This window comes from Brenneria corticis (genome assembly GCF_003115855.1).
Lineage (GTDB): Bacteria > Pseudomonadota > Gammaproteobacteria > Enterobacterales > Enterobacteriaceae > Brenneria > Brenneria corticis.
In genome coordinates this window covers 289,597-301,850 of the sequence record NZ_KZ819073.1, presented here as the reverse complement: position 1 = coordinate 301,850, position 12,254 = coordinate 289,597, and the positions used below count along the sequence as shown (strand labels likewise).

Below are 12,254 nucleotides of genomic sequence, written 5' to 3'. Positions count from 1 at the left end.
ATGTATGAATTTGACTGGAGTTCAATCGGGCCGAGTATGCCCTACCTGCTGCAGGGCATGGCGGTCACGCTTAAAATCACCGTTACCGCGGTGATTGTCGGTATTATCTGGGGGACGATTCTGGCGGTTATGCGTCTCTCTTCGATAAAACCCATCAGTTGGTTCGCCAAGCTGTACGTGAACGTGTTCCGCTCCGTGCCGTTGGTGATGGTGCTGCTGTGGTTCTATCTGGTGGTGCCCAGCTTATTGCAAAATGTGCTCGGCCTTTCGCCGAAAACGGATATTCGCCTGATTTCGGCTATGGTAGCCTTCTCACTGTTCGAGGCGGCCTATTATTCTGAAATTATCCGCGCCGGCATACTCAGCGTGGCACGCGGGCAGGCATCGGCCGCATTGGCGCTGGGCATGACGAACTGGCAGTCGATGAAACTGGTGGTCCTGCCGCAGGCGTTCCGCGCCATGGTTCCCCTGCTGCTGACGCAGGGTATCGTCCTGTTTCAGGATACGTCGCTGGTTTATGTACTCAGTCTGGCTGATTTCTTCCGTACCGCCTCCTCCATCGGGGAACGCGACGGAACCCAGGTTGAAATGATCCTGTTTGCCGGATTTATCTATTTTATCATCAGCATTAGCGCATCAATGCTGGTCAGTTACCTGAAAAAAAGGACGGTTTGATGATTTTCCTGAAAAATGTTTCTAAATGGTATGGCCAATTTCAGGTGCTAACCGACTGCTCCACGGAAGTGAAAAAAGGTGAAGTAGTCGTGGTTTGCGGCCCTTCCGGCTCCGGTAAATCGACCTTAATTAAAACCGTTAACGGCCTGGAACCGATCCAGAAAGGCGAAATCGAAGTCAACGGCATTATCGTTAACGATAAAAAGACCAATCTGGCCCAGCTGCGCTCAAAAGTCGGCATGGTATTCCAGCATTTTGAACTGTTTCCGCATCTGTCGATCATCGAAAACCTGACGCTGGCGCAGGTAAAAGTGCTGAAACGGGATCGTCAGGAAGCGAAGGTGAAAGCGCAAAAGCTGCTGGAGCGCGTCGGCCTGTCGGTACAAGCCAATAAATACCCAGGCCAGCTTTCCGGCGGTCAGCAGCAGCGCGTCGCCATTGCCCGCGCGCTCTGTATGGACCCCATCGCCATGCTGTTCGATGAACCCACCTCGGCGCTCGATCCGGAAATGATCAACGAAGTGCTGGACGTGATGGTGGAGCTGGCGCAGGAAGGAATGACCATGATGGTGGTGACCCATGAAATGGGTTTTGCCCGCAAGGTGGCGCACCGGGTCATTTTTATGGATGAAGGGAAAATTATCGAAGATACCCCGAAAGACGATTTCTTCAACAACCCGCAGTCCGATCGCGCCAAAGACTTTTTGGCGAAGATCCTGCACTGATGTACGGCAAGCGTGCCTGCGGGCACGCTTGTTTCATCAACCTCTCATGGCTGGAACGGCTGACGGTGGAACTGGTCGTGCGAGCATTTGGGGCAAAGCGGCAAAATTTCCGGCGTATAAAAGGCGATATGGTGATGGCAATTTTCACATACCAGATCGCCTAATCCCACCACCTCGCCGCTGTGATAAACCCCGTGACGACTAACATCCTTAAAGATTTCCCGCCACTCCAGCTGGGTTTTATCGGTGATATCCGCCAGTTCCTGCCACAGGCTCTCCTTGATAACCCGCATAAAGACGCTATCGGTAAATTCATCCTGGCTCTCGCCGTAGCTGCGGGCGAACTCCTCCAGATCGCGACGCACGGCCTGAATCACCTGCTCGATCTCTTTTTGCGTCAGCTCCGAGCTTTCCTGCAACGTCTGCCGCGCCCTTTGCACCAGACCGTCAATATCCCGTTCGCCATTGTTCAGCCGGGCCGTCACTAAAGCCATTAACTCGCGGTAGTAGCGGGCTACTTTACTCATGCTTCCTCCTGCCTATGCCGGTTGAAATGCGATGCGCACTGCTTTCTCGGTGTCTGACTGCATCCGACGGGGCGGACAGCTTTCCCGCGCCTTACAATCCATTGGTTATATCCCCCTCTATTTTAGACCATTTTTCCTCCACTACCGGGATGGCCGCCATATTTGAGTAATTTTCATCCGTTTGCGTCTCACAGATCAGAAATATCCCTCCGTCGGGAACAGGGTGTTGTTGCCTTACTCGCTTATCAGCTATGCTATGCGGATCTTTTGTTATGAATCGGAGCACGCTACCGGCGTCGCTCTTCTTTGACTTAATAGGACCCCTGGCAGCCATGCAAGAGCAATACCGCCCAGAAGAGATAGAAGCGCACGTCCAGCTTCACTGGCAAGAAAAGCAGACATTCAAAGTGACCGAAGAACCTGGCAAGGAAAAGTATTACTGCCTTTCCATGCTGCCCTACCCTTCTGGCCGTCTACATATGGGACACGTTCGTAATTACACCATCGGCGACGTGATCTCCCGCTATCAACGCATGCTGGGGAAAAACGTTCTGCAGCCGATCGGCTGGGATGCGTTCGGCCTGCCCGCCGAAGGCGCGGCGGTTAAAAACAACACCGCCCCCGCCCCCTGGACTTACGCCAATATCGAATATATGAAAAACCAGTTGAAGCTGTTGGGCTTCGGCTACGACTGGGATCGCGAAGTCGCCACCTGTAAACCCGACTACTATCGCTGGGAACAGTGGTTCTTCACCAAACTGTATGAAAAAGGCCTGGTCTACAAAAAAACCTCCGCGGTGAACTGGTGTCCGAACGATCAGACCGTGCTGGCCAACGAACAGGTCATCGACGGCTGCTGCTGGCGCTGCGACAGCAAAGTCGAGCGCAAGGAAATTCCGCAGTGGTTTATCAAAATCACCGCCTATGCCGATCAGCTGCTCAACGATCTGGATACGCTGGAAAGCTGGCCCGAACAGGTCAAAACCATGCAGCGCAACTGGATTGGCCGTTCCGAAGGGGTTGAAATCACCTTTGACGTGGCCGACAGCCAGGAGAAACTGAGCGTCTATACCACCCGCCCCGACACCTTTATGGGCGTGACCTACGTCGCCGTCGCCGCCGGCCACCCGCTGGCGCAGCAGGCCGCCGCCAATAACCCGGCGCTGGCCGACTTTATCGACGAATGCCGCAATACCAAAGTGGCCGAAGCGGATATGGCCACCATGGAGAAGAAGGGCATGTCCACCGGACTGTATGCCATTCATCCGCTGAACGGCGAAAAGGTGGCGATCTGGGCGGCGAATTTCGTACTGATGGATTACGGCACCGGCGCCGTAATGGCGGTGCCGGGACACGATCAGCGCGACTGGGAGTTCGCCGCTAAATACGGATTGACCATTAAACCGGTTATCCTCAACGGCGACGGCGGCGAACCCGACCTGTCGGCGCAGGCGATGACCGAAAAAGGCCGTCTGTTCAACTCCGGCGAGTTCGACGGTATGGATTTTGAAACCGCCTTCAACGCCATTGCCGATAAGCTGGTCGCGCTGGGCATCGGCGAGCGTAAAGTCAACTACCGCCTGCGCGACTGGGGCGTTTCCCGTCAGCGCTACTGGGGCGCGCCCATTCCCATGATTACGCTGGAAGACGGCACCGTGATCCCGACGCCGGAAGATCAACTGCCGGTGGTGCTGCCGGAAGACGTGGTGATGGACGGCATCACCAGCCCGCTGAAAGCCAACCCCGAGTGGGCGAAAACCACCGTCAACGGCCGGCCTGCGCTGCGTGAAACCGATACCTTCGACACCTTTATGGAGTCGTCCTGGTACTACGCGCGCTACACCTGCCCGCAGTACGACAAGGGCATGCTGGACCCCGCCGCGGCCAACTACTGGCTGCCGGTGGATCAGTATGTCGGCGGCATCGAACACGCCATCATGCACCTGATGTACTTCCGCTTCTTCCACAAGCTGATGCGCGACGCCGGTCTGGTCAACTCCGACGAACCGGCCAAACGCCTGCTGTGCCAGGGCATGGTGCTGGCGGACGCCTTCTATTACCCCGGCGATAACGGCGAGCGCATCTGGGTTTCCCCGGCGGACGTCACCGTCGAGCGCGATGAGAAAGGCCGCATCGTCAAGGCTATCGACAACGCAGGCCGCGAAGTTGTCTATGCGGGTATGAGTAAAATGTCGAAGTCCAAGAACAACGGCATCGACCCGCAGGTGATGGTTGAAAAATATGGCGCGGATACCGTCCGTCTGTTTATGATGTTCGCCTCCCCGGCGGAAATGACGCTGGAATGGCAGGAGTCCGGGGTTGAAGGGGCGAACCGCTTCCTGAAGCGCGTCTGGAAGCAGGCCTTCGACCATACGGCGAAAGGCCCGGTTGCGGCGCTGGATGTGGCGTCCCTGACGGAAGATCAGAAAGCGCTGCGTCGCGATCTGCATAAAACCATCGCCAAGGTGACCGATGATATCGGCCGTCGCCAGACCTTTAACACCGCCATCGCCGCCATTATGGAGCTGATGAACAAGCTGGCCAAGACGCCGCAGGAAAGCGCGCAGGATCGCGCCCTGACGCAGGAAACCCTGCTGGCGGTGGTGCGTATGCTTTATCCGTTCACCCCGCACGTTTGCTTTATACTGTGGCAGGCATTGCAGGGCGAAGGCGATATCGATACCGCGCCGTGGCCGGTCGCCGATGAAAGCGCCATGGTGGAAGACTCCAAACTGGTGGTGATTCAGGTTAACGGCAAGGTACGCGGTAAAATCACCGTCGCCGCCGATGCCGGTCAGGATCAAGTGCGCGAGCGCGCCGTCCAGGAACCTCTGGTGGCGAAATACCTGGACGGCGTCACTGTGCGTAAAGTGATTTATGTCCCTGGCAAACTGCTTAACCTGGTTGTGGGTTAAGGCAAGGAGGATCTGTGCGACATCGTCTATTCACGTTGTTGCTGGGGCTGGCGGTGTTACTCACCGCCGGCTGCGGTTACCATCTGCGCGGCACCACACAGGTGCCTGAGCAGCTACAGAAGCTGGTGCTGGACAGCAGCGACCCCTACGGCCCGTTAACCCGCGCGGTGCGCGAGCAGTTGCGCCTCAGCGACGTGGAAATCGTTGATGACGCCGCCCGGCAGGATATTCCGTCATTGCGGCTGCTGAACACATCGGAAACGAAGGATACCGTCTCGATTTTCCAGGACGGGAAAACCGCCGAATACCAAATGGTATTGACGCTCCGAGCGCAGGTGCTGATGCCGGATGAAGATATCCATCCGCTTAGCGTGACGGTATTCCGCACCTTCTTCGATAACCCGTTAACCGCGCTGGCGAAAGACGCCGAGCAGGATATCATCCGCCAGGAAATGCGCGAGCAGGCGGCGCAGCAGTTGGTGCGTAAACTGCTTACCGTCAACGGCAAAGAGGCCGCCGAGCGGCAGCAGAGCACCGCGACCGCCGTTACTCCGTCGCCCGCGCGTCCATGATACGGCTTTACCCGGAACAGCTCGCCGCGCAGCTCCATGAGGGGCTGCGCGCCTGTTATCTGATCTGCGGTAACGACCCCCTGCTGCTGCAGGAAAGCCTGGACGCTATTCGCCACGCGGCTCAGCAGCAGGCATTCAGCGAACACTTCAGCTTCACGCTGGATGTTCACACCGACTGGGATGCGATCTTCGGCACCTGTCAGGCGCTTAGCCTGTTCGCCACCCGCCAGACGCTATTGCTGACATTGCCTGAAAACGGCCCGAATGCGGCGATGGCAGAAAATCTGGTCAAGCTTTCCGGTTTGCTGCACCCCGATATTTTACTGATGCTGCGCGGCAACAAGCTGAGCAAGGCGCAGGAAAACAGCGCCTGGTTCAAGGCGTTGCCGCAGGACGGCGCCTATGTGAACTGCCTGACCCCGGAGCAGGCGCAGCTGCCGCGCTGGGTGGCCAACCGCGCCAAATCGATGAAACTGACGCTGGACGAACCGGCGGGCCAGCTTATCTGCTACTGCTATGAGGGCAACCTGCTGGCCTTAACCCAGGCGCTGGAACGGCTGGCGCTGCTTTATCCCGACGGCAAACTCACCCTGCCCCGGGTTGAGCAGGCGGTCAGCGACGCCGCGCACTTTACTCCGTTTCACTGGCTGGATGCCTTACTGGCGGGCAAAAGCAAACGCGCCTGGCATATCCTGCACCAGCTCAGGCAGGAAGATTGCGAACCCGTCATTCTACTGCGCACCCTACAGCGCGAACTGCTGTTGCTGCTGACGCTGAAGCGGAAAATGGCCAACGCGCCGTTGCGTACGCTCTTCGATCAGCATAAAGTCTGGCAAAATCGCCGCGACCTGTTAACCCAGGTGCTGCAACGGTTAACCATGGCGCAGCTGCGCCAGGCCATCAGCCTGCTGGCGAAACTGGAAATTACCCTGAAACAGAATTATGGTCAGCCCGTCTGGTCGGAGCTGGAAACGCTCGCCATGATATTGTGCGGTAAAAACCTGCCAGAGAGCCTGTTAGATGTTGACTAGTTCGACCACGCCAACCGATGTCATCAAACCCGCCGGCCCCGCGACGCTGACCGCGTTTTTCGGCGGGACCTTTGATCCCATCCATTACGGGCACCTGCGGCCCGTTAGCGCGCTGGCGAAAATCGTCGGATTAAAGCGCATCGTTTTACTGCCGAATAATGTTCCTCCCCATCGGCCGCAGCCCGAAGCCAGCCCGCAACAGCGGCTGCGAATGGCGCAACTGGCGATTGAAGACCAACCTCTGTTCACCGTGGACGACCGGGAGCTGCAGCGCCGGCAACCGTCGTATACCATCGATACGCTGGAAGCGCTGCGCGCCGAAAAGGGAAGCGCCGCGCCGCTGGCGTTTATTATCGGCCAGGATTCGCTGCAGACGCTGCATCAATGGCACCGCTGGCAAGATATTCTCGGCGTCTGCCACCTGCTGGTTTGCGCTCGTCCGGGCTACGGCTCCGCCCTTTCCACTCCGGCGCTGCAGCAGTGGCTGGACGACCACCTGACGCGGGACGCCCGCGCCCTGCATCAACGGCCCCAGGGGCTGATCTTTTTAGCCGATACCCCGCAGGTGACCATTTCAGCAACGGAAATACGCCAACGGCGGCAACAGGGTCTCGACTGCGACGATTTGCTGCCCCCGGCGGTGCTGCGCTACGTCGACGAGCGCGGGCTATACCGCTAGCCACAGCTTTATACCACTCATCACAAGCGCGTGATATACTCCGCCGCTGGTTTCAATTACCGCAAAAACCGTTAATATCTGCAAATAGGCAGCGAAAAACGGTCTTTTTTAGATCTTTAGCGCCATACGCGCCCATCAACCGCCGATGGAAACTACCGAGGGGGAACCTTTGCAAGGCCAAGTACTCCAAGATTTCGTTATTGACAAGATAGACGATTTAAAAGGTCAGGATATCGTTGCGCTGAACGTGCAGGGTAAATCCAGCATCACCGACTATATGATTATCTGTACCGGCACCTCCACCCGCCACGTCGCCTCCATTGCCGACCATGTGGTACAGGCGTCGCGCGCCGCCGGACTGATTCCGTTCGGCGTGGAAGGCGAAAACGTCGCCGACTGGGTGGTGGTCGATCTGGGCGAGGTGATGGTCCATGTGATGCAGGAAGAGAGCCGCCAGCTATACGAACTGGAAAAGCTTTGGGGCTAGCATGAGACTGCAACTGGTCGCCGTCGGCACCAAAATGCCTGACTGGGTGCAGACGGGTTTCACCGATTACCTGCGCCGCTTTCCCAAGGATATGCCATTCGAGCTGACGGAAATCCCCGCCGGCAAGCGGGGCAAGAACGCGGATATCAAACGCATTCTTGAACGTGAAGGCGAACAGATGCTGGCGGCCGTGGGAAAAGGCAACCGAATCGTTACGCTGGATATTCCCGGCACGCAGTGGGAAACGCCGCAGCTGGCGCAGCAGTTGGAACGCTGGAAACAGGACGGACGCGACGTCAGCCTGCTGATCGGCGGCCCGGAAGGACTGGCGCCGGAGTGCAAAGCCGCGGCGGAACAGAGCTGGTCGCTCTCGCCCCTGACGCTGCCTCATCCGCTGGTGCGCGTGCTGGTGGCGGAAAGCCTGTACCGGGCCTGGAGCATTACCACTAATCATCCTTACCATCGGGAGTAAGCCGATACGATGAAATACGTGAAATAAATCGCAGGATGAAAATAGAACGCAAACCCTTTCGTGATTATACGGCCGAGTCCGCCCTGTTCGTGCGTCGCGCTTTAGTGGCGTTTTTGGGCATTTTGCTGCTTTCCGGCGTGTTGATCGCCAATCTCTATCATCTGCAAATTTTACGCTTCGATGACTACCGCACCCGCTCCAATGAAAACCGCATCAAACTGGTGCCTATCGCCCCCAGCCGCGGCATTATCTACGACCGCAACGGTATCCCGCTGGCGCTGAACCGGACGATCTATCAGCTGGAGCTGGTGCCGGAAAAAGTGGATAACCTGCAGGAAACGCTGACGGCGCTGAAACCCATTATCGATCTGACCGATGACGATCTGGAAAGCTTTGAAAAAGAGCGCAAGCGCTCGCGCCGCTTTACCTCTATTCCGGTCAAAACCGGCCTGGACGATACGCAGGTCGCCCGCTTCGCCGTTAACCAATACCGTTTCCCCGGCGTGGAGGTCAAAGGCTATCAGCGTCGCTATTACCCTTACGGCTCCGCACTGACCCACGTGATCGGCTATGTGTCGAAAATTAACGATAAAGATATCGAACGGCTGAACAAAGAAGAGAAAATCGCCGACTACGCCGCCACCCACGATATCGGCAAATTGGGGATCGAACGCCATTATGAGGATTTGCTGCACGGCAAACCCGGCTATGAAGAAGTCGAGGTCAATAATCGCGGGCGGGTGATCCGCCAGCTCCACGAACAGCCGCCGCAGGCGGGAAGAGATATTTATCTGACGCTCGACCTGAACCTGCAGATTTATATCGAAAAACTGCTGGAAGGCAGCCGCGCGGCGGTGATCGTCACCGACCCGCGCGACGGCGGCATTCTGGCGCTGGTCTCCACCCCCAGCTACGACCCCAACCTGTTCGTCGACGGCATATCCAGCAAAGAGTACAACCGGCTGCGCAATGACGCCAACCGCCCGCTGATCAATCGGGCGACCCAGGGGATTTATCCGCCGGCCTCGACCGTCAAGCCCTATATCGCCGTTTCGGCCCTGACCGCCGGCGTCATCACCACCAACACCACCCTGTTCGATCCGGGATGGTGGCAGTTGCCTGGCTCGGAGAAGCGTTTTCGCGACTGGAAAAGATGGGGCCACGGCCGTCTTAATCTGACCAAGTCGCTGGAAGAGTCGGCGGATACCTTTTTCTATCAGGTCGCCTATGACATGGGTATCGATCGTTTATCCGAATGGATGAGTAAATTCGGTTACGGCGAGAAGAGCGGTATCGATATCTCCGAAGAGAGCGCCGGCAATATGCCGACGCGCGAATGGAAACTCAAGCGCTTTAAGAAACCCTGGTATCAGGGCGACACCATTCCGGTCGGCATCGGGCAAGGCTATTGGACGGCGACGCCGATTCAGATGAACAAGGCGCTGGTCACCCTGATTAACGACGGGCAGGTAAAAACGCCCCATCTGCTCCACAGCACCAGAGAGAACGGGACGATTATTCCGTACCGTCAAACGGAGCATCAGCAAATTGGCGATATTCATTCCGGATTCTGGGAGATCGCCAAAGACGGGATGTACGGCGTGGCCAACCGCCCGAACGGCACCGCCCATAAAAGCTTTGACGATGCGCCTTACAAGATTGCGGCCAAATCCGGCACCGCGCAGGTTTACGGTCTGAAAGAGAATGAAACCTACAACGCGCACAAGATCGCCGAACATCTGCGCGACCATAAGCTGATGGTGGCTTTCGCGCCCTACAGCAGTCCCAAGGTGGCGATGTCGATCATCCTGGAAAACGGCGGCGCAGGCCCGACGGTCGGCACCATCACCCGGCAGATCCTTGACCACATCATGTTGGGCGATAACAATACAGAATTACCGAGCGCGCCCCCGGCGCCCCCCGGCATCGAAAGCGAGTGACAGACATTCATGACGGATAGCCAACAAAAAGGCTCGATCTGGACCAAGATCCATATCGACTTTCCTTTCCTTATCTGCATCCTGGCCTTGCTGGGCTATAGCCTATTGGTGATGTGGAGCGCCAGCGGGCAGGATATCGGCATGATGGAGCGGAAAATCGTGCAGATCGTGCTGGGGTTGATCGTCATGGTGATTATGGCGCAAATCCCGCCGCGGGTTTACGAAGGCTGGGCGCCTTATCTGTATATTGTCTGCGTTATCCTGTTGATGCTGGTGGATATTTTCGGCCAGATCAGTAAAGGCGCCCAACGCTGGCTGGACCTGGGATTTGTGCGCTTCCAGCCCTCCGAAATCGCCAAAATCGCCGTTCCGCTGATGGTGGCCCGTTTTATCAACCGCGATATGTGTCCGCCCTCGCTCAAAAATACCGCCATCGCGCTGGTGATTATTTTTACCCCGACGCTGCTGGTCGCGGCGCAGCCGGACCTGGGCACCTCCATCCTTATCGCCGCATCCGGGCTGTTTGTACTGTTCCTCGCCGGAATGAGTTGGCGGCTCATCGGCATCGCGGTACTGTTGCTGGCCGCCTTTATCCCCATTCTGTGGTTCTTCCTGATGCACGACTATCAGCAGGCGCGGGTGATGATGCTGCTCGATCCGGAGAGCGATCCGCTGGGGGCGGGCTATCATATTATTCAGTCGAAAATCGCCATCGGTTCCGGCGGGCTTTCCGGCAAAGGCTGGTTGCACGGCACGCAATCTCAGCTAGAGTTTCTACCGGAGCGTCATACCGACTTTATCTTCGCGGTGCTGGCGGAAGAGCTGGGATTAATCGGCGTGCTGGTTCTGCTGGCGATGTATCTGTTTCTGATTATGCGCGGTCTGGTCATCGCCGCCAACGCGCAGACATCATTCGGGCGGGTAATGGTCGGCGGACTGATGCTGATTCTGTTCGTCTACGTTTTCGTTAATATCGGGATGGTCAGCGGTATTCTGCCGGTTGTCGGCGTGCCGCTGCCGCTGGTCAGCTACGGCGGCTCGGCCCTTATCGTCCTGATGGCGGGATTCGGTATCGTTATGTCGATACATACTCACCGCAAGATGCTATCCAAAAACTTATAAACCGAGGTGAGCAATGCGTAAGGATTGGCTTTGGATCGGCGCCGTTAGCCTGGTGCTTTCAGCCTGTACCGTCACGGAACAGCAGCCGGCGCCGCCCGCGGCGAGCGTATATAGCGGCCCGGTTGATGAGATTGGCGGGGTAGAGCCGCGCTATGAGCCCTATAATCAGGGCACGCTGCAAGACTACGCCGTCAAAGGCAAGACCTACAGGGTGATAAAAAACCCGCAAAACTTCAGTGAAACCGGCCTGGCGACCTGGTACGGCGAGGAGGCCAGCGGCAACCAGACCGCCATTGGCGAAGTCTTCGACCCCAATGGCTTGACCGCCGCGCACCCGACGCTGCCGCTGCCCAGCTATGTTCGCGTCACCAACCTCAGCAACGGCCGCCGTCTGGTGGTCAGAGTAAACGATCGCGGCCCCTACACGCCGGGCAGGATTATCGATCTGTCTAAAGCCGCCGGCGACCGGTTAAACATCTCCAACAACACCAAGGTCAAGGTCGACTTCATCAACGTCGCGCCGGACGGCACCCTTTCCGGCCCCGGCACCGTCGGCACCAGCGTCGCCAAACAGAGTTTCGCCCTGCCCGATCGCCCCAGCCTCGGCGCCGGCGCGCTCGGCACGCCAACGGCGGCGCCCGACATCGGCAATAATGCCGCCAGCACGCCGGCCGATAACGCCGCGCCGCAAAGCGGCGCTTCATCCGTCGGCGGTTTCCTCGGCGCGCCTTCCGCGCTGCCGGCCGGGGTGATCGAAACCACTCCAGCGGCCGGCGCGACATCGCCCGCGGCGGCAAGCGCCGCCCAAACGTCGGACGGGCGTTACGTGGTTCAGGTCGGCGCGCTGAGCGATCGGCAGCGGGCTCAGGAGTGGTTACGCACTCTGCGCGAGCGCTTTCACGTAACCGGCGATGTCGCCAGCAGCGGCGGGCTGTACCGCGTTCAGTTGGGGCCGTTCCAGAATCGTCAGCAGGCGGCTGAACTTCAACAACGTTTGTCAGTCGAAGCTCAGCAGCAATCCTTTATTACTGCGGCGCCCGGCGCGCTCTAGCAAGGTGAGACGCCTCTGGTCGGGGGCGATGGTTCAGGTGGCGGAATAACGGCGATGG

The 12,254-nt window shown here is 57.9% G+C and carries 12 protein-coding genes; 11 read left to right on the top strand and 1 reads right to left on the bottom strand.

Annotation, left to right across the window (positions count from 1 at the left end):
- Both gltK and DDT56_RS04860 read left to right on the top strand, forming a co-directional pair.
- Entirely contained in the window at positions 1–675 is a 675-nt protein-coding gene (gltK, locus tag DDT56_RS04865; RefSeq protein ID WP_136165366.1) for a glutamate/aspartate ABC transporter permease GltK, read from the top strand.
- A complete protein-coding gene (locus DDT56_RS04860) occupies positions 675–1,400 on the top strand; it encodes an amino acid ABC transporter ATP-binding protein (RefSeq protein ID WP_009113811.1) in 726 nt (241 codons plus the stop codon). The genes gltK and DDT56_RS04860 overlap by 1 nt, the downstream gene beginning before the upstream one ends.
- Positions 1,401–1,444: 44 nt before the next feature.
- Here DDT56_RS04860 and DDT56_RS04855 read toward each other — a convergent pair whose 3' ends face one another.
- Complete coding sequence (locus DDT56_RS04855; RefSeq protein WP_136165365.1) at positions 1,445–1,927, bottom strand: zinc ribbon-containing protein; 483 nt, start codon at positions 1,925–1,927, stop codon at positions 1,445–1,447.
- A 332-nt stretch (positions 1,928–2,259) separates the two neighbouring features.
- Here DDT56_RS04855 and leuS point away from each other — a divergent pair, with 332 nt between their 5' ends.
- The 9 genes from leuS to rlpA all read left to right on the top strand — a co-directional run bounded on the left by leuS (position 2,260) and on the right by rlpA (position 12,196).
- Positions 2,260–4,842 carry a leucine--tRNA ligase gene (gene leuS, locus DDT56_RS04850; protein ID WP_136165364.1) on the top strand — a complete coding sequence of 861 codons (2,583 nt, stop codon included), beginning with the start codon at positions 2,260–2,262 and terminating at the stop codon, positions 4,840–4,842.
- 14 nt (positions 4,843–4,856) lie between these two features.
- A complete protein-coding gene (gene lptE / locus DDT56_RS04845; protein WP_136165363.1) occupies positions 4,857–5,414 on the top strand; it encodes an LPS assembly lipoprotein LptE in 558 nt (185 codons plus the stop codon).
- The gene (gene holA, locus DDT56_RS04840) at positions 5,411–6,445 is read left to right on the top strand and encodes a DNA polymerase III subunit delta (RefSeq protein WP_136165362.1); all 1,035 of its coding nucleotides are present in this window, start codon (positions 5,411–5,413) and stop codon (positions 6,443–6,445) included. The genes lptE and holA overlap by 4 nt, the downstream gene beginning before the upstream one ends.
- Positions 6,435–7,124, top strand: coding sequence for a nicotinate-nucleotide adenylyltransferase (gene nadD / locus DDT56_RS04835; RefSeq protein WP_136165361.1), 690 nt, complete (start codon positions 6,435–6,437; stop codon positions 7,122–7,124). Before holA ends, nadD begins: the two co-directional genes overlap by 11 nt.
- 169 nt (positions 7,125–7,293) lie before the next feature.
- Positions 7,294–7,611, top strand: a complete 318-nt coding sequence (gene rsfS, locus DDT56_RS04830; RefSeq protein ID WP_040343333.1) for a ribosome silencing factor — start codon at positions 7,294–7,296, stop codon at positions 7,609–7,611.
- A gap of 1 nt (position 7,612) precedes the next feature.
- The gene (gene rlmH, locus DDT56_RS04825) at positions 7,613–8,083 is read left to right on the top strand and encodes a 23S rRNA (pseudouridine(1915)-N(3))-methyltransferase RlmH (protein ID WP_009113818.1); all 471 of its coding nucleotides are present in this window, start codon (positions 7,613–7,615) and stop codon (positions 8,081–8,083) included.
- A 35-nt stretch (positions 8,084–8,118) separates the two neighbouring features.
- Complete coding sequence (gene mrdA, locus DDT56_RS04820; protein WP_136165360.1) at positions 8,119–10,023, top strand: peptidoglycan DD-transpeptidase MrdA; 1,905 nt, start codon at positions 8,119–8,121, stop codon at positions 10,021–10,023.
- Positions 10,024–10,032: 9 nt separating this feature from the next.
- On the top strand, positions 10,033–11,145 hold the full coding sequence (mrdB, locus tag DDT56_RS04815; protein ID WP_136165359.1) for a peptidoglycan glycosyltransferase MrdB: 1,113 nt from the start codon (positions 10,033–10,035) through the stop codon (positions 11,143–11,145).
- Positions 11,146–11,158: 13 nt separating this feature from the next.
- Entirely contained in the window at positions 11,159–12,196 is a 1,038-nt protein-coding gene (rlpA, locus tag DDT56_RS04810) for an endolytic peptidoglycan transglycosylase RlpA (protein ID WP_136165358.1), read from the top strand.
- The last annotated feature ends 58 nt before the right edge of the window (positions 12,197–12,254 follow it).